Genomic DNA, 16956 nt, shown 5'->3' with positions numbered 1-16956 from the left:
GGTCAGGCCTTCGGGTCGGACGGCTTGCCCGCGAGCTGGCCCGCGGTGGCCTCCGCGCTGAGGCCTTCGGTCACGTTCCGCCGGCGGCGCGCGTTCTGCAACGCCACGGTCTCCTCGACCGGGTCCGGCGACCACGTGCTACCCGCGACCGGATGACCGGCCGAACCGAGCTTGTTCATCTTCTTCGGCACCGACGCACCCTGATACGCCAACGCGATCGGATGCCCGTGCTCGTCCACCGGGCCCAGCGGCTGGTGGACCTCGATGAACTCACCATGCGGCAAACGCTTGATGATGCCCGTCTCCACACCGTGCTCGAGCACCTCACGGTCACCACGCTGCAGGCCGATGCAGATCCGGTAGGAGATGAAATACGCCACCGGCGGCAGCACCAGCATGCCGATACGGCCCATCCACGTCGTCAAGTTCAACGAGATGTCGAACTGATAGGCGAAAATGTCGTTCGCACCCATCAGCAACAACACCATGAAGTACGTGATCGCCATCCACCCCAGCGACGTGCGCACCGGCACATCACGCGGACGCTGCAACAGGTTGTGATGCGCGTAGTCCTTGGTCATCCTGCGCTCGATCCACGGATACGCCGCCGCGATACCGGTCAGCAACGGCAACCCCAGGATGAACGGCAAAAACGGCGCCGGAATCGTGTAGTTGCCCAGGTAGAACTCCCACGCCGGCCAGATCCGCACCAGACCGTCGGTCCAGCCCATGTACCAGTCCGGCTGCGAACCCGCCGACACCTGCGCGGGGTTGTACGGGCCGATGTTCCAGATCGGGTTGATCTGGAACACCCCACCCATGACCGCGATCACACCCACCACGATCGCGAAGAACCCGCCACCCTTGGCCGCGAACACCGGCATGATCCGCACACCGACCACGTTGGTCTCCTTGCGGCCCACCCCCGGGAACTGCGTGTGCTTCTGATACCACACCAACGCCAGATGCGCCGCGATCAACCCCAGGATGATCGCCGGAATGATCAGGATGTGCGCGGTGTAGAGCATCGGAATGATGTCGGTGCCCGGGAACTCCCCGCCGAACATCAACCAGTTCAACCACGTACCGATCACCGGGAACGAGATCAGCAACGCCGCCATCACCCGCAGACCCGTACCCGACAACAGGTCATCGGGCAGCGAGTAACCCAGGAAACCCTCGATCGCGCCCAGCATGAACAACACGATGCCGATGACCCAGTTGATCTCACGCGGCTTGCGGAACGCACCGGTGAAGAAGATCCGGAACATGTGCACCACGATCGCCGCCATGAACAGCAACGCCGCCCAGTGGTGCACCTGACGCACGAACAACCCACCACGGGTCTCGAACGAGATGTCCAGCGTGGACGCGAACGCCCGCGACATCTCGATCCCACGCAAGTTCTCGAACGCACCGTTGTAGGTGACCTCCGTCATCGACGGATCGAAGAACAGAGCGAGATACGTACCCGACAACAACAACACGATGAAGCTGTACAACGCGATCTCACCGAGCAGAAACGACCAGTGCGTCGGAAAGACCTTGTTCAACTGCTTGCGCAACCCCGAGGCCGCGTGCAAGCGCTCGTCGGCAGCGTTGGCCGCCGCCCCTGCGACGCGTCCGGCCGTCTTGGCCGGCTTCGTCGGCGTGGTGATGGCACTCATGACTTCCGCTCCCAGAACGCCGGACCCACAGCCTCGACGTGGACGCCGCGGGCAACGAACCAACCGTTCTCCGGTCTCACCATAGGCACGGGCACGGCGCATTGCTCAACGGTGTGACGAAGCCAGGTGAGGGACGCTGAGAGTCGTCGCCCATCGCGGGGAACCGTTCTCAGCGGGCGGAGTCCCGTGCCGCTGTGCGAGGGTGGGGAGATGGCTGTGTCCATCGCGCTGTTCACCCGCGACCTGCGGGTGCACGACAACCCCGTGCTCGTCGGGGCCGCGGCCGACGCGGACCACGTGATTCCGTTGTACGTGCTCGACGAACGCCTCGTGGCCACGGGTTTCGCGAACCCGAACCGCGCGGCGTTCCTCGCCGACAGCTTGCACGACCTGCACGCGAGCCTGCAAGCGAGGGGAGCGGCGCTCGTCGTCCGTCGTGGTGCGCCGGAGTCCGTGGTGTCGGAGTTGCTGCGGCAGCACGAAGTGACGCGCGTCCACGTCGCCGCCGATGCGAGTGCTTTCGCGCACGGCCGTGAGCAACGACTGCGCGATGTGGTGGGAGATAGGCTCGTCGTGCACCACGACGTCCACCGCGCCGTGGCATCGTCCGCGCTGCAAAGCGATCCCGCTCACCACGACGGGGTGTTCACGCCGTACTTCCAGAAGTGGAGCCGGATTCCACCACGACCGCCCCTTCCCGCGCCGACGGGTCTGCGGCTGCCTCCGCTGGACGTGGGCGCGCTGCCGGCGGCGGAGGAGTTCTGCGCGGGAGAACCGGCAGAAAGGCTTCCGGCAGGCGGGGAAACCGCCGGGCGCGAGCGGTTGCGGTCCTGGCTGGACGAGGGGGTGAACGGCTTCGCGGAGCAAGCTGCCGGCCTGCTGACGCGGACCACCTCCCGGCTGTCGCCGTACCTGCACTTCGGGTGCCTGTCCGGGGCCGAGGTGCGGTGCGCGACGGGCGACACCACGGAGGACGCCCGCAAGTTCGCCCGGCAGCTGGCGTGGCGCGACTTCTACGACCAGGTGCTGGCCGCCCGCCCGGAGGTGGCGTGGGAGGACTACCGCGGGCAGGGGGACCGGTGGCGTGACGCGCCGGACGAGCTGCTCGCGTGGCAGGAGGGCCGGACGGGGTACCCGGTCGTCGACGCCGCTCAGCGCCAGCTCGTCGCCGAAGGCTGGTTGTCCAACCGGGCACGGCTGCTGGCCGCGAGCTTCCTGTGCAAGACCCTGTACCTCGACTGGCGGCCGGGAGCGCGGTTCTTCCTGCGGCACCTCGTCGACGGCGACCTGGCCGCCAACCAGCTCAACTGGCAGTGGATGGCCGGGACGGGCACCGACACCCGGCCCGACCGCGTCATGGACCCGTTGTGGCAGGCGGAGAACCACGATCCCGACGGCGACTACGTGCGCCGGTACGTGCCGGAGCTGGGGTCCGTCGCGGGACCGGCGGTGCACCGGCCGTGGGACCTCGATCCGGTTGCGCGCGGAGGACTCGGCTATCCCGCGCCGATCGTGGACCTGCAAGAGGCCCACGCCCGGTTCTCCGGCGCCAGGAGGGAACTCAGGTCCCGGCGCGGCTGAGCACGAGCTGGACCGCCTCCGCCAGGTCGCCGGGCCTGCGCACGAACGAGGGCGCCGCGATGCCCGCCCACCCCGGTCCGGCCACGGCGAGCAGGGCCTCGGAACCGGTGCGGAGCTCCCGCAACGGCACGAGCGACGCCAGCTCGGCGCTGTGGGCCCAGATCACCACCACGGCCGGCCGCAGCCGTTCCACGGCATCGCACAGGGCCTCCGGCGGCACACGGGCACCCAGGTTGCGCCACCAGGAACCCGCTTCGGACAACGCCGCCCCCAGGGCCTCCAACGCGAGCACGTGCTGCTCCTCCGGCGCGCAGGACAGCAGCGCGGCGAGGACTCCGGGCTTGTCGGGACGCGGCACGGCGCGGAAGGTGCTCAGGATGCTGGAGCTGGCCAGGTGCTCGACCTCCACACCCCGGCCCGAGTCCGTCACCACCGCCCCGAGCTCCGCCAGGCACGGCACGAAGACCGAGTCCCACGACGGCACGACACCGTGCTCGGTGACGAGCTTCGCGGCGAGGTCCGACATGAGCGGCTCGTCCAGCCGCCGTGCCGCGTTCAGGAAGCCCTTCCTCGCGGTGCTCGCCACGTCCTCGCTCAGCGTGGCGGGCGTCGTCCGCGGCGCGGGAACCTGCCGTGCCAGTTCGGCCGCCGCGGCCGGTGCCACGCCCTGCCCGGTCAGCGCGATCATGCGGCGCAGCACGGCCACGTCGTCCTCGTCGTAGCGGCGGTGCCCACCGCCGGTGCGCGCGGAGGGACCGAGACCGTAGCGCTGGTCCCACGTCTTCAGGGTGCTCGGCGACACCCCGATCATGGCCGCGACCGCGCGCGGCGGGTACATCACGACTGGCGCAGGCGGCGGGAGAGCATGGCCCGCAGCTCGCTCTCGCCGAGCCCGCCCCAGATGCCGAAGGTCTCCTGCACCTCCAGGGCGTGGGCACGGCACTTCTCCATCACGGGGCAGCGGTGGCAGATCGCCTTGGCCGCGGCCTCGCGCTTCTCCCGGGCGGCGCCGCGTTCGTTCGGGGTGTGGAAGAAGTAGGCGCTGTCCATGCCACGGCAGAGACCGGACAGCTGCCAGTCCCACGCTTCGGTGACCGGTTGAGGCAGGCGGGACAGTTCAGGCATGGCACACATCCTCGGCTGGGCAACCTGGTGACCTGTCGATACTAGAATCGACTCAGAATCGACGCAATCCGAGGCGGCTGTCATGCGGGCCGCTCCGCCACGATGGGGACGAGCGAGAGGGGACCGGTGTGCTGCCGACCGCTGATGGGCGAACCGCGGTGACCTGGCGAGTCGTCCTCGTCGTGCTGGCGGTGGGGCAGGTCGTGAGCCCGGTCCTCGTGACCGCGCTCGGCGGCGGGGAGTTCACGACCTCGGACCGCGCCGGCGAACCGGCGATCGTCCCCGCCGGGTACGCCTTCTCGATCTGGGGCCTCGTCGAGGCGTTGTGCCTGGCCTACGCGGTCTGGGCGCTGGTCACGCGGACACCGGGGCAGCAGGTGCGCGACCGGCTGGCGCGGCCGCTGTCCGTGGTCTTCGCCGGGTTCACGCTGTGGCTCGTCGCCGCCGAGGTGGAACCGGTCTGGTCGACCGTGGCCGTGTTCGTGGTGATGGTGACCGCGCTGCTCAAGGCGTTGTCCACCGCATTGCGCCACGCCGCCGACATCGCGCGGTGGCACCGGGCGCCGCGCGTGCTGCTGTGGTCGATGCTGGGCGTCTACACCGGCTGGAGCAGCGTGGCGATCTGGGTCAACCTCACCACCGCCCTCGCCGAGAGCGGGGCTCCTGTCGACGGCCCCGTCGGCGTGGCGTGGGCCCTCGTCGCCGTGGTGGTCGCCGCGGCCCAGGCCGGGCAGCCGGTGCCGGCCGTGATCGCGGCCGTGGCGTCGGTGTGCGTCGGGGCGGCGACGGCGTTGTTCCGGCTGCGCCGCCCCGCGCTCAGCTGAGGTTGCCCTGGAGCACGCTGGTCCCGTGCTCCTGCTGCCCCAGTCGCTGGGCGGACACGTCCACCACCCGGTAGGTCCGCAGGTCGACGCCTTCGGGCAACGGCATGTCGGCCTGGCCGCCCGTGAGCACGCCCAGCAGGATCATCGTGGCGGCACCGTCGTGGAGCCGCACCTGGTACAGGCCGTCCGGTGCCGGCATCCCGTCGACGGACACCCGCAGCACCGTGCGACCGGGGGTGCGCACGACCCCGCGCGGTGCCCCGGGCGCCGTCCGGAGCGCCGGCGAGCTTCGCCAGATCTGCCCGAGCCACAACCTGTTCGGCAGCCGCGGGAGTCGTGGAGACGCGGTCCACCACGATCGCACCGGAGGCGCCTACGACCGCGGCCACGGCGGCCACCACGAGCAACGCACGCCACCGGCGCGGCGGGGCCGCCGTCCCCGTCTCGGCGGCGATGCGGTTCCACACGGCTCCCGGTGGAGCCGGCAGGTCCCTCTCCGCACGGGTCTCGCGGCCGACGACCACCACCGCCGCGGCCGCGGGATCGAGCGTCAGGTCGGTGCGCCCCTTGAAGAAGTTCCCCCACGCCTTGCGCGAGGCCGACGCGGGCACCGGGGAGGCGGCGGTGGTGTGGCCACGGCCACACCACCGGCCACAGCCATGCCGAAGGCCAGTGCGGCGGCGATCATGCGGTTGCGCATCGAACGCACTCCTCATCCGTCGAGCGGAACTGGTCGTGAGGGGTACGACCGGCACCGCCTCCGCGGATGCACCTCGCTCGGGGAGTTTGGTGTGACGCAAGGAACCCGAACCTGAACGGTGTCCGGTGCGAACCACAGAGGGAAACGGAGGTCTGCCTGTGAACACCCAACGCCACGAAGGCCCCGTGCTGATCACCTCGGCCGCGCCGTCGTACCAGGACCAGCTCGCCGCACGCCGCCGCAGGTACGCCACGATGATGAGCCTGCGCATCCCGTGCATCGTGCTGGCCGTGCTGTTCGCCGAGATCTGGTGGCTCGCACTCGTGTTCATCCTGCTGTCGGTACCGCTGCCGTGGATGGCCGTGCTCATCGCCAACGACCGGCCACCGCGCAAGGCGGAGGACGTCCAGCGCCTGCGGCCCTCGCGCCGGGCGATCCTGCCGGCCCGCACGGGGAAGGAGCCGCGGTGAACGGCCGCACCGTCGTCGTCGGCTACGGAGACGCCGCGCTGGACGTGCTGCGGCACCTCCCGCTGAACTCGCGGCCGTCCGCAGTCGTGGTGCTCGACGTGGACGAGGTCGCGCTGACCGGCGCCCTTGCCAACGGCGCCGAGGTCCTCCGCGGTGACGGGCGGGACCTCTGCGCGCTGCAGCGGGCGGGAACGCCGTTCGCCGCACGCGTGGTCGTCGCCGTCGGGGACGACCGGGACGGCCTGCTCGTCACCGCGGCCGCGCGCAGCCTCAACCGCACCGCGATCATCACCGTCGCGGTGCGCGAGCCGGCCAACCAGGAGCTGTTCACCAGGCTGGGCGCGGACGACGTGTTCGTGCATGCCCGGTCAGCCTGACAATCGGCGGTAGAGCGCCGCGAACGGCTCCGCCACGGTGTCGATGTCGAACCGCTCGTGCACCGTCCGCTGCCCGGCCGCCGCGACCGGGGCGGTGGCGGCGCCGAGACCGACGACGTGCGCGAGCCCCTCGCCCGGCGACCGGGCGGTCGACGTGTCGACCAGGAACCCGTTGCGCCCCTGGTCGACGTAGCACGACAGGCCGCCGCGCCGCGGTCCCACCGCGAGCAGCCCGGCTTCCATGGCTTCGAGCACCGCGATGCCGAACTCCTCCTTCACGCTGGAGCAGGCGTACACGTGCGGCGCCCCGGAAGGCGGTGGGGCGGCCGCCAGCTCGTGCTGCAACCGCCGGACGTCGTCGTTGGACCAGGCGGGCAGCACGGCGAGCCGCCCTCGTGTCGAGGGCGTCGACCGGGCCAGCGCGAGGACCTCGTCGAGCACCGCCTGCTCGTCCGGCGTCCTGTCGGTGGACGAACCGCCGATGACCACCAGCGCTGTCCGGCGCTGCAGGCCCGCTTCCAGCCACGCCCGCACCAGCAGGGGTTGCTGCTTCATCGGGTGCAGCCGCCCCACGTTGAGCAGCACGGGCAGGCCGCGCGCACCCGCGTCCAGACGAGGTAGCGCCGACGGGACGAACAGCTCCTCCACCAGCGACCGCTCCGCCGGCGCGGGACCCGGCGTGATGCCCTCCTCGAGTGCCATCAGCGTTCCGGGGGTGAGCTGGGGGAAGTGCGCCAGCACCTCGTCCTGCCTGCCACCGATGGTGATCACCTGGTCCGCCCGCCGCCACGGCGCCTGCACGACGAGTCAGGCGGTCGCGCCGAAGAGGTCCGCGAGCCGGTCCAGCGACCGCTTCATCGACGCTGTGTTGCGCCGCGGGACGGGGGAGAGGTCGAACAGCAGGGGAAGCCGGGCGGTCGACCAGTCGAACGTCTCGGTGACCTCGGTGACGTCCTCGCCGAGCGGGGCGAGCCGCCAGCGCCAGCGGTGACCGTTGAAGTGCCGCCACGCGATCAGCCGGTTCTCCTCGAACTCGACCACCGTGTTCTCGATCCGGTACGGCAGGCCGATCTACATGTCCATGCCGAACGCGGACCCGGGCTCCAGCCGGCCCGGCGCGCCGGGCAGCGGCGCGCGGACGGAGCCGGACCCGTCGATCAGCGGGTGCATCGACGGGTCGGTCAGCAGGTCGAAGATCTTCGCGGCGGGCGCGTGCACGGTGGCGGTGACGGAGACGCTTCTCCGGGGCACCTTTCCAGTCGAACACCGGCGGCCCGGGCGTGCACGACGACCGGGCTCGCCGGCGTCGCCGGTCGTCTTCCGGGGCGCGTGTGCCGCAATTTTTCACCCCATAGCAGGATGTGTTCGCGGAGCTCGGAGATAGTGCCTGCTAGGCCGCTGAACGAGGCCTAAAGCCGAATGGCCGAGCATCACTCCAAAGTGTGAGAAAGATGAGGCTTTCGGCTTTCTTGCCGCCCTTCGGTTTGATCACCCCCCGATTGTTTGGGTACGGTTCCGCCGGACTTGCGGACGACGTTGGTCGCCGACGCAATCTGTTGCGGAGAATCGAGCAAGGAGAATTCTGTGCTGAAGAAGGCAGGGGCGGCCGTCGCTATCGCGGGCGCCTTCCTCGGTTTTGGTACCCCCGCGCTGGCCGATGCCCCTGAGCTGGACATCACCGACCAGCTCGGCCTCGTCGACCTGAACGACTCCGAGGTGGTCAGCGACATCAACGCCTGCTTCATCGACGTCAACGTCATCGCGGTGCCGGTGCTGTCCGACAACGACAGCGGCCTCTGCGCCAACCCCGACGACAAGTGACGCGCGACGGCGCCCGCGTTGCGGTGCGCCGTCCTGTGACCGGGGAACGGGGCCTCGGCGGACACCGGCGCTCCGTTCCTCCTTCGTAGCACGTGTAATTTCAACGGCTGGTTCGTGAGGAGAGATCACTATGCTGAAGAAGGCATTCGCCGTCGCCGCTATCGGTGCGGGTTTCATGATGATGGGTACGCCCGCGTTCGCGTCGCAGAGCGATTGGGATGACATGGCGGCCTACGTGGCCGAGTACGACCACACCCACCAGGTGGGCCTCGTCAACCTGGACGACTCGGAGCTGCTCAGCGACATCAACGTCTGCCACGTGGACGTGAACGTCATCGCGGTTCCGATCCTCTCCAACAACGACAGCGGCGCGTGCGCGAACCCGGACATCGAGGTTCACGAGCACCACCACCACGACCACCACGGCCACGGCCACCACGGCCACCACGGCCACGACAAGGGCTGATCCGCGGCACACCGCGCGTCGCTGCCGACTCACCGGCACCTACCGGTTGGTCACTTCGGGGCCGGTACGGCCCGAGGACGGTGGCGGCGCGCGGTGGCTCAGGCCCTCTCGCGAAGCGCCCGGCTGCACCTTGCAGCCGGGCGCTTCAGCATGTTCGCCCCACACGGGGGCGCCGCGGTGTTCCGCGCCGGGTACGAGGCCCCACCTGGACTCGGCCGGAACACCGCGGCGGATCGGGGGCCGCGGTCAGAACTGACCGGGGCGCTCGACGTCACCGCGCCAGGCGCCGGTCTCGGCACCACCGCGGTTCTCGATGAAGTCCTTGAACCGGTCGAGGTCGCCCTGGACGCGCCGGTCGAGCACTCCGAGCTTGTCGGCGACGTTCTCGACGAACCCCTCCGGGTCGATGTCCATCTGCACCGTGACGCGGGTGTGGTCCTCGTCGAGCCGGTGCACCGTCACGACACCGGCGTGGTCGGGACCGGAGTCCGAGCGCCAGGCGACCCGCTCGTCCGGATGCTGTTCGGTGATCGTGGCGTCGAACTCGCGCTTCACGCCGGCGATGCTCACGGTCCAGTGGGTGTGCGTGTCGTCCAGCTGCCGGATCTCGTCGACGCCCTCCATGAACCGCGGGAACTCGGCGAACTGGGTCCACTGGTTGTAGACGCTCGTCACGTCGGCGTGGACGTCGACGGACTTCGTGATCGTGCTCATGACGTGAACTCCTGACTGTTGGACAACTGGGAATCGTGGTCGCGGAGATCGCCCGGTCAGCGGCGCAGCCCGGACACGCCGCACAGCGCCGCCCAGCACAGGGCGAAGACCGCGACCTTCCGGCGTGCCGTGCGATCCGGGAGGGTGAGGCCGAACACCGCGGCGTCGGCGAGGTCCGCCGCCACCCGCGTCATGACCGCTGCCCGCAGCACCCCGCCGGGCTTGGCGAGCGCCATGGCCGTGCCGATGGCGACATCCCGCGCGCCGATCGCGGCCACCAGCGTCCGCACCGGCGCGGGCACCTCGTCTCGCGAGGTGGTCAGGCCCGTCGGCTTCGCCAGCACCCGCGGCGAGACGACCAGTGCCGCGCTGTAGACGGCGGTCGCCGCGCCCAGCGCCCGTGTCGCCACCACGCTGCGGCTCTTCTCGGACATGGCTGCTCCCTCCGCGATCCTCACCGGTAGAGCGGTACCCAAAAAATCGACTCAAAAACGATCCGCAGAGTTCGGATGCGATCGATGCACCCGAGCGTGTGAGTGCGAGGTCCTGCCGGCCCGGTGATCGCGCGGCTTCAGGTGCCTTCGGGGCCGTGTGCAATTCCGTGGAGATCGCGTCAAGGCACGACGATGATGGTCCAGTGATCCTCCTGTTCCCCTCCGACGTGCTGCGGTCCGCCCGCGTGGACGACCACTTCGCGGCCGAGGCCGCCGCCGCTCGTGCCGCGGGCCTCGAGGTCTCGTACGTCGACCACGACGCGATGACACGGCCCGGCGGTGCCGAGCAGGCCGTCAGGCGGGTGTCCGGATCGGGCGACGCGCTGTACCGCGGCTGGATGGTCGGCAGCGCCCGCTACGCGGAGTTCGACGCCGCGTTGCGCCGACGTGGCGTCATGCTGCGCACGGGAGAGGCGCACTACCGCAAGGCACACGAACTGCCGGGGTGGTACGAGGCGCTGGCGGCGGTCACGCCGTTGTCCGTGTGGACCACCGGGCACGACAGGGCGGAGTTCGACCGCGCGTGCGCTGAGCTGGGCGCCGGCCCCGCGGTGGTGCGGGACCACACCAAGTCGATGAAGCACCACTGGGACGAGGCGATGTTCATCCCCGACGTCGCCGACCGGGACGGTGCCTGGGCGGTGGCCCGCCGTTTCCGGGAGCTGCGCGGTGACGACCTGCAGGGCGGGTTCGTCCTGCGGCGGTTCGAGCGGTTCGTGTCGGCCGAGGTCAGGACCTGGTGGGTGGACGGCGTCTGCCGGTTGACCGGTCCGCACCCGGACGCCCCCGGCGGGGAGTTCGACGCGGAGGTCGATCTCACCGCGGTCGAACCGCTGGTCGCCGGCCTGCGCCTCCCGTTCGTCACCGTGGACCTGGCCCTGCGCGACGACGGGGTGTGGCGGGTCGTCGAGCTGGGGGACGGGCAGGTCAGCGACCGGCCCCGTTCCCTGCGCGCCGAGACGTTCGTCGGTGCGCTGATCTGAGGGTTGCGCCGCGGCGGGGTCCACTGTGGACGTGGTCCGCGCCGGGTCCGTAACGGCGGCTCCCGTCCCACCGATCAGTCGACGACGGTTCCTGCACGGGAGGTCGTATGCGCCGATCGTCCTCACCTCCGCCCCGCTGGCTGCGCCGCGCGTTCGCGTTCACGCCAGTCGTGCTCGCGACGGCCGGTGCCGGAGCTGTCCTCTCGGCCCACCTGGGGTGGATCAGCGTCGCGGCCGCGGCGGTCTGCTCCTTCACGGCGGGAGTGGGGGTGTGGCTGGTGCGCGCGGAACTGCGAGCCGACCGGCACGCGACACCTCCGATGGCCGCCAGGTACCGCGTCCTCGCCGGGTTGCTCGACAACGCCGCCGACCGCGAGGTGCGCATCGACCCCGCGCGCCGGTACTCGATCCTGCTGCGGGACCAGCGCCTCGAGAACGGGTCGCTCAGGCGCGCGCTGCTGCGGTTCGACCAGCGCGAGCTCGAGCGCGCCGGACACGGCGGGGTCGGCACACCCCTGGTCTTCGACCACTTCCTGCTCGACTCCACCCGGCCGCTGGTGCGGCACCGCCTCGGCGCGGTCACGATCACCCGCGGCCCGAACGGGCGCGCTCGCATCGCCGGCATCCCCGAACCGCGGCAGGACCGGCGGGCCGCTGCCGAGACCGCACGGCTGCTGGCCACCACGGCGGCCGACATCCCGCCGGTCGCGGACCTCGACGTCCTGATAGCCCAGATCCGGGCCGGCTTCGCACTCGCGCCGTAGCACGCCTACGACTCCACCCCGGACGTTCGCGCGAAGCGGTGGATGAAGAGATCTTCATCTTGTCCTCATGCGCGATCCGGTGGGCTGGGGCAGGCTCGGCCGCATGCTGCCGTCCGCCCGCACCGGCACGGTCCTCGTGGCCGTGCTCAGCGTGGTGTGCGCGTTCGCGGCCGTGCTGCTCGTGCTGACGGTGGTGCGGCCTGTACCGCCCGACGTGCGTGCGCCCGAGGTCCGGATCGGACGGTCGGTCCCGTCCGCCCCCACCTCCACCGCGGTGCCCGCACCCACGCCCGCCCCCGGTTCGGTGCTGCCACCGCCCCCACCCGTCGATGACGACGACGGCGAGGACGACTGACGTGCCCGCACGCGTGAAGATCATGTGCTGGCTCCTCGGCCTCATGGCGCTCGTCCTCGCGACCGTCGTGGTCGTGGTGTGGCGCTTCCTGCTCGTGGACGTCGACGACCGCGTCAACCGCGCCCTCGAGCAGGAGACCAACGAGTTCAGCACCTACGCCGAGAACCACACCGGTGACGCCGGTGCCGTGGCCGACGCCCACATGCGCCTGCAGTACCCCGACCAGCACGAGCTCCACGTCGCCGTGCTGCCGGGCCGCGTGCTGGTCCAGCGCTCCGAGGTCACCTACGAGCTGGAGAAGGACCGCGCGGCGCTCAGCGGCATCACCTCGGCGGCGGAACCCTGGGGCGTCGTCGCCACCCCCGCCGGCCCGTTCCGCTGGGCGAAGGTGCACACGGTGGCGCCGGCGGAGATGTGGTTCGTCACCGGCTACTTCGAAGACGGCGTGCACGCGCCGGTGCACTCCACGGTGCGCGTGCTGGTGCTCGTCTCGCTGGCGGGCCTGCTGATCGCCGCGCTGATCGCGTGGTTCGTCGCGGGCGCGATCCTCGCTCCGGTCCGCGTGGTCCGCCAGGCCGCCGCCGAGATCACCGAGGCCGACCTCACGCGCCGCATCCCGGTCTCCGGCAACGACGACGTGGCCGCGCTCGCCCAGCAGTTCAACTCGATGCTCGACCGGCTCGACCGCTCGTTCCGGCTGCAGCGCCAGTTCCTCGACGACGCCTCCCACGAGCTCCGCACGCCCATCACGATCGTGCGCGGCCACCTGGAACTGCTCGGCGACTCGCCGCAGGAGCGCGCGGAGGTGGTGCGGCTGTGCACCGACGAGCTCGACCGCATGGCCCGGCTCGTCGAGGACCTCCTGCTGCTGGTCAAGTCCGAACGGCCGGACTTCCTGCGGCCCGTCGCCGTGAGCCTGCCCGAGCTGACCAGTGACATCGACGCGAAGCTCCGCGCGCTCGGCGACCGCCGCTGGGTGCTCGAGTCGATCGCGGAGGGGGAGGCCGTGCTGGACCCGCAACGCGTGACCCAGGCGGTGCTCCAGCTGGCGTCGAACGCCGTGCGCCACACCGGTTCCGGTGGCACCATCCGCTTCGGGTCCGGTGTGGACGGCGTGGTTTCCTTCTGGGTGGCCGACTCCGGCCCCGGTGTGAGCGACGAGTCGATGCTGTTCTCCCGCTCCACCGGTCTGGGGCTGCCCATCGTGAAGGCCATCGCCGAGGCGCACGGGGGAGCGGTGCGGGTGCGTTCGGTGGCGGGGCAGGGAGCGACGTTCGTGGTGGAGGTGCCTCGATGACCGGCCGGATCCTGATCGTGGAGGACGAGGCGCGCATCGCCTCGTTCGTCGAGAAAGGCCTGCGTGCCAACGGCTTCACCACTTCCGTGGTCGCCTCGGGGGCGGACGCGCTGTCGTGGGCCGCCTCCTTCGACCTGGTGGTGCTCGACCTGGGGCTGCCGGACCTCGACGGGTTCTCGGTCCTGCGCTCCCTGCGCGAGCAGGGCGTGGCCACCCCGGTGATCATCCTGACCGCCCGCGACTCGGTGCACGACACCGTGGCGGGGCTGTCCGGTGGCGCCGACGACTACATGACCAAGCCGTTCCGCTTCGAGGAACTGCTGGCCCGCGTCCGGCTCCGGCTGCGCCCGCCCGGCGTGCCCGAGGCCACCGTGCTGACCGCCGGGACGTTGTCGCTGGACCTGCGCACCCGCCAGGCGGTGCTGCCGTCCGGGTCGGTGGACCTCACGGCCCGCGAGTTCGCTTTGCTGGAACTGTTCCTGCGGCATCCGGGGCAGGTGCTGGTGCGCGAGCAGATCCTGTCGCACGTCTGGGGCTACGACTTCGACCCGGGGTCCAACGTGGTCGACGTCTACGTGAGGTCCCTGCGGCGCAAGATCGGCGTCGACCGCGTGGAAACCGTGCGGGGCATGGGCTACCGCCTCGTCTAGATGAGAACTCCTTCATCCGGGCCTCACCCGTGGATCAGCCTGCGCGCGCAGGATCGTCCTCGTGATGCTGACGATGGTGGTCTTCGCGGTGGCGGTGGTGCTGTGGGTGTGCACCCCGCTGGACGACACGCTGGTCGCCCTCGCCGCCGTGGTGGTCTTGCTGCTGTTCGGCGTCCTGCCCGCCTCGGCGCTGGAGGTGCTGGGCGGGCCGACGACGTGGCTGCTGATCGCCGCCTTCGTGCTCGCCCGCGGGGTGTCGGACTCCGGCCTGCCCGCCCGGCTCGCGACCTCGCTGATGGGCCGGGCGCGATCGGTGCGCGGGCTCGTGCACCTGACCGCTTTCGCCTTGCTCCTCACGGCTTTCTTCGTGCCGTCGACCTCGGGCCGCGCCGCCCTGACCCTGCCCGTGCACCGGGAGCTGAGGGTGAACGCGCGGGTGTCGCGGGCGCTCGGGGTGCTGTTCCCGTCGGTGATCCTGCTGACGGCGGTGGCGACGCTGGTGGGCGCGGGAGCGCACCTCATCACCAGTGCGCTGCTGGAGGAGGCGACGGGGGAGGGGATCGGCTTCGGGCAGTGGCTGCTGCTCGGGCTGCCGCTCGCGGTCGTCAGCGCGCACGTCACGGCCGAGGTGGTGCTGTGGCTGTTCACGGCACGGGCTGACCGCAGGCAGCCCCTCGTCGCAGACCCGCCCACCGTCGAGCTCGCGGCGCCGGCCGGGACGCTGCGCACGGCGGTGCCCGCCAAGGCCCTCACCAGCGCCGAGACCACGTCCCTCGGCATCCTCGCGGCCGTCTCGATCGCCTGGGTCACCGAGCCGTGGCACCACGTCCCGCCCGAGGTCGTCGCGCTCGCCGGTGCCGTCGCCATCACCAGCCCGCGCCTCGGCACCACCACGCTCAAGGCGGCGCTGGCCGACATCCCGTGGTCGCTGCTGCTGTTCATGGCCGCCACCACGGTGCTCGGCACCGCCCTCGTCCGCTCCGGCGCCGCCGAGTCCGTCGCCGGGCTCATCAGCCCGGACCACCTGCTGCCGACCGTGATCGCGGTGAGCCTCCTCGCGCACCTCGTCGTGCAGTCCCGCTCGGCGCGGTCGTCGGTGCTGATCCCGATCGTCATCCCGCTCGCCGTGGCCGCCGGGATGAACCCCGCCGCCCTCGCGTTCGCCTCCACCGCGGCCGCGGGCTTCTGCCACACCTTCTCGTCGTCGGCGAAACCCGTCGCGCTCTTCGCCCACACCTACCGGCCCCGCCACCTGCTCAAGCTCTCGCTCGTCCTCGCCCCGGTCACCGGTGCGCTCGTCCTGGCCTGCTCCGTCCACCTCTGGCCACACCTCGGCCTCCCACTGAAATGAGGTCACCCATGCGTTTCCTGGTCGCTCCCAGCGGGTTCAAGGAGTCACTCGACGCGTGCGCCGTCGCCGACGCGATCGCGCGGGGCATCTACCGCGTCGTCCCCGGCGCCGTCGTGGACAAGACGCCGCTCGTCGACGGCGGGGAGGGCTCGGCCGCGGCGCTCGCCGAAGCCACGAACGGCACCCTCGTGCCGGTCGCCGTCACCGGTCCGGTCGGGGAGGAGGTCCTGTCGCACTTCGCGCTCCTCGGCGGGCCGGGCCCCCGCACGGCCGTGGTCGAGATGGCCGCGGCGGCGGGGCTGCGGCTCGTCCCGCGCGGGCACCGCGACCCGGCCACGACCACCACGTACGGCGTCGGCGAGCTCATCCGCGCCGCCCTGGACCTCGGCGTCGACCAGGTGCTGGTCGGGTGCGGGGACTCCGGCACGTCCGACGGCGGCGCGGGCGCGTTGCAGGCACTGGGCGCCCGCATCACCGACGCGCGAGGCCGGGAGATCGGACGCGGGGGAGCGGCACTGGCCGGCGCCACCGCCCTCGACCTGTCCGAAGTGGACCCGAGACTCGACAAGGTGGAGATCACCGTGGCCTGCAACCAGCACAACGTCCTGTGCGGCGACCGCGGCGTGGCGCGCGTGTTCGGGCCGCAGAAGGGGGCGACCCCCGCCCAGGTCGAGCTGCTCAGCGACGCCCTCGACACGTGGGCGGACCTGCTCGGCCCCGGCGTGCGCACCATGCCCGGCGGCGGCGCGTCCGGCGGGCTCGGCGCGGGCCTGCACGCACTCGGCGCCACGCTGCTCCCGCGCTTCGAGGTCGTCCTGGAGCACTCCGACCTCGACGCCCGCCTGCCGCACGCCGACCTGGTGATCACCGCGGAGGGGGCGATCGACGGCCAGACGCCGCACGGCAAGGTGCCCGCGGAGGTGGCGCGCCGGGCCAAGAAGCACGGGAAGCCCGTCATCGCGCTCGCCGGGACCATCGGGGAGAACGCCCGCGTCAACCACGACGCTGGCATCGACGCCTACGCCAGCATCATCGCCGCGCCGGTCACCCTGGACACCGCGATGGCCGCGACCGCCGAGCTCCTCACCGACGCGACGGAACGCACGTTGCGGCTGCTCCTGGTCGGCGCGGCGCTCGCCTGATCGTGCGGCGGCCGGCGTGCCTCGACCCCACGGTCCAATCGAGACGTCGACACCGTTTCCGCCTTTCGCGGGTTGACGGGTTTCCTCGCGCCGCGCTGTCCCGGACAAATAAAAATTATCGTCTGGACGCATTTCTCCGAAACGAGCACTCTGGCTGTCCGTACCCCGGGCGCGC

Annotated in this window: 22 protein-coding genes; 13 read left to right on the top strand and 9 right to left on the bottom strand. The window is 71.2% G+C overall.

Translation table 11 applies throughout. The features are described 5' to 3' along the window. Positions 1-2 precede the first annotated feature (2 nt). Positions 3-1667, bottom strand: coding sequence for a cytochrome bc1 complex cytochrome b subunit (gene qcrB / locus V1227_RS13370; RefSeq protein ID WP_329794018.1), 1665 nt, complete (start codon positions 1665-1667; stop codon positions 3-5). A 210-nt stretch (positions 1668-1877) separates the two neighbouring features. On the opposite strand from qcrB, the gene V1227_RS13365 reads away from it, so the two are divergent. Continuing rightward, positions 1878-3248, top strand: a complete 1371-nt coding sequence (locus V1227_RS13365) for a cryptochrome/photolyase family protein (protein WP_329792850.1) — start codon at positions 1878-1880, stop codon at positions 3246-3248. On the opposite strand, the gene V1227_RS13360 is transcribed toward V1227_RS13365, so the two are convergent. Both V1227_RS13360 and V1227_RS13355 read right to left on the bottom strand, forming a co-directional pair. Beyond that, positions 3229-4086, bottom strand: coding sequence for a MerR family transcriptional regulator (locus tag V1227_RS13360; protein WP_329792848.1), 858 nt, complete (start codon positions 4084-4086; stop codon positions 3229-3231). The two genes, V1227_RS13365 and V1227_RS13360, sit on opposite strands and share 20 nt — an antisense overlap. Next, entirely contained in the window at positions 4086-4373 is a 288-nt protein-coding gene (locus tag V1227_RS13355) for a WhiB family transcriptional regulator (protein WP_090098728.1), read from the bottom strand. The genes V1227_RS13360 and V1227_RS13355 overlap by 1 nt, the downstream gene beginning before the upstream one ends. A gap of 158 nt (positions 4374-4531) precedes the next feature. Between V1227_RS13355 and V1227_RS13350 the strand changes: the two genes are divergently transcribed. After that, entirely contained in the window at positions 4532-5197 is a 666-nt protein-coding gene (locus V1227_RS13350; protein WP_329792846.1) for a hypothetical protein, read from the top strand. On the opposite strand, the gene V1227_RS13345 is transcribed toward V1227_RS13350, so the two are convergent. Continuing rightward, positions 5190-5441, bottom strand: a complete 252-nt coding sequence (locus V1227_RS13345; RefSeq protein ID WP_329792844.1) for a hypothetical protein — start codon at positions 5439-5441, stop codon at positions 5190-5192. The two genes, V1227_RS13350 and V1227_RS13345, sit on opposite strands and share 8 nt — an antisense overlap. A gap of 614 nt (positions 5442-6055) precedes the next feature. Here V1227_RS13345 and V1227_RS13340 point away from each other — a divergent pair. Both V1227_RS13340 and V1227_RS13335 read left to right on the top strand, forming a co-directional pair. Continuing rightward, the gene (locus tag V1227_RS13340; protein WP_329792842.1) at positions 6056-6367 is read left to right on the top strand and encodes a DUF3099 domain-containing protein; all 312 of its coding nucleotides are present in this window, start codon (positions 6056-6058) and stop codon (positions 6365-6367) included. Then, the gene (locus V1227_RS13335) at positions 6364-6744 is read left to right on the top strand and encodes an NAD-binding protein (RefSeq protein WP_329792840.1); all 381 of its coding nucleotides are present in this window, start codon (positions 6364-6366) and stop codon (positions 6742-6744) included. Before V1227_RS13340 ends, V1227_RS13335 begins: the two co-directional genes overlap by 4 nt. Here V1227_RS13335 and V1227_RS13330 read toward each other — a convergent pair. From V1227_RS13330 to V1227_RS13320, 3 genes are read right to left on the bottom strand one after another with little or no spacing between them, the layout of a single operon-like run. Next, a complete protein-coding gene (locus V1227_RS13330; RefSeq protein ID WP_329792838.1) occupies positions 6736-7545 on the bottom strand; it encodes a glycosyltransferase family 4 protein in 810 nt (269 codons plus the stop codon). The two genes, V1227_RS13335 and V1227_RS13330, sit on opposite strands and share 9 nt — an antisense overlap. Positions 7546-7551: 6 nt before the next feature. Next, entirely contained in the window at positions 7552-7797 is a 246-nt protein-coding gene (locus tag V1227_RS13325; protein WP_329794017.1) for an SRPBCC family protein, read from the bottom strand. Positions 7798-7815: 18 nt separating this feature from the next. Further along, on the bottom strand, positions 7816-7995 hold the full coding sequence (locus tag V1227_RS13320) for a hypothetical protein (RefSeq protein ID WP_329792836.1): 180 nt from the start codon (positions 7993-7995) through the stop codon (positions 7816-7818). 333 nt (positions 7996-8328) lie between these two features. On the opposite strand from V1227_RS13320, the gene V1227_RS13315 reads away from it, so the two are divergent. Both V1227_RS13315 and V1227_RS13310 read left to right on the top strand, forming a co-directional pair. Further along, positions 8329-8565 (top strand): hypothetical protein, encoded by a 237-nt coding sequence (locus V1227_RS13315; protein WP_329792834.1) that lies wholly within the window; start codon positions 8329-8331, stop codon positions 8563-8565. Positions 8566-8695: 130 nt separating this feature from the next. After that, on the top strand, positions 8696-9031 hold the full coding sequence (locus V1227_RS13310) for a hypothetical protein (protein ID WP_329792832.1): 336 nt from the start codon (positions 8696-8698) through the stop codon (positions 9029-9031). Positions 9032-9277: 246 nt separating this feature from the next. Here the strand turns inward: V1227_RS13310 and V1227_RS13305 are convergent, their stop codons facing one another. Both V1227_RS13305 and V1227_RS13300 read right to left on the bottom strand, forming a co-directional pair. Further along, entirely contained in the window at positions 9278-9745 is a 468-nt protein-coding gene (locus tag V1227_RS13305) for an SRPBCC family protein (RefSeq protein WP_329792830.1), read from the bottom strand. A 56-nt stretch (positions 9746-9801) separates the two neighbouring features. Further along, on the bottom strand, positions 9802-10179 hold the full coding sequence (locus V1227_RS13300) for a hypothetical protein (RefSeq protein WP_329792828.1): 378 nt from the start codon (positions 10177-10179) through the stop codon (positions 9802-9804). 203 nt (positions 10180-10382) lie between these two features. Here V1227_RS13300 and V1227_RS13295 point away from each other — a divergent pair, with 203 nt between their 5' ends. The 7 genes from V1227_RS13295 (at position 10383) to V1227_RS13265 (ending at position 16781) form a co-directional block, all read left to right on the top strand. Then, positions 10383-11222, top strand: a complete 840-nt coding sequence (locus V1227_RS13295) for an ATP-grasp domain-containing protein (RefSeq protein WP_329792826.1) — start codon at positions 10383-10385, stop codon at positions 11220-11222. A 107-nt stretch (positions 11223-11329) separates the two neighbouring features. Then, positions 11330-11986 carry a hypothetical protein gene (locus tag V1227_RS13290; RefSeq protein WP_329792825.1) on the top strand — a complete coding sequence of 219 codons (657 nt, stop codon included), beginning with the start codon at positions 11330-11332 and terminating at the stop codon, positions 11984-11986. Positions 11987-12053: 67 nt separating this feature from the next. Further along, entirely contained in the window at positions 12054-12341 is a 288-nt protein-coding gene (locus V1227_RS13285) for a hypothetical protein (RefSeq protein WP_329792823.1), read from the top strand. Between the two features lies 1 nt (position 12342). Then, entirely contained in the window at positions 12343-13638 is a 1296-nt protein-coding gene (locus tag V1227_RS13280) for a sensor histidine kinase (RefSeq protein WP_329792821.1), read from the top strand. Then, complete coding sequence (locus tag V1227_RS13275; protein ID WP_236224635.1) at positions 13635-14288, top strand: response regulator transcription factor; 654 nt, start codon at positions 13635-13637, stop codon at positions 14286-14288. The genes V1227_RS13280 and V1227_RS13275 overlap by 4 nt, the downstream gene beginning before the upstream one ends. 64 nt (positions 14289-14352) lie before the next feature. After that, the gene (locus tag V1227_RS13270) at positions 14353-15639 is read left to right on the top strand and encodes an SLC13 family permease (RefSeq protein WP_329792818.1); all 1287 of its coding nucleotides are present in this window, start codon (positions 14353-14355) and stop codon (positions 15637-15639) included. A gap of 8 nt (positions 15640-15647) precedes the next feature. After that, positions 15648-16781 (top strand): glycerate kinase family protein, encoded by a 1134-nt coding sequence (locus V1227_RS13265; protein WP_329792816.1) that lies wholly within the window; start codon positions 15648-15650, stop codon positions 16779-16781. Positions 16782-16956: the final 175 nt, after the last annotated feature.

It is taken from the genome of Lentzea sp. DG1S-22 (assembly GCF_036321065.1).
In the GTDB taxonomy this organism is placed as follows: domain Bacteria; phylum Actinomycetota; class Actinomycetes; order Mycobacteriales; family Pseudonocardiaceae; genus Lentzea; species Lentzea jiangxiensis.
Note: the sequence above shows the minus strand (reverse complement) of the source record. Positions and strands in the feature narration are given on the sequence as shown.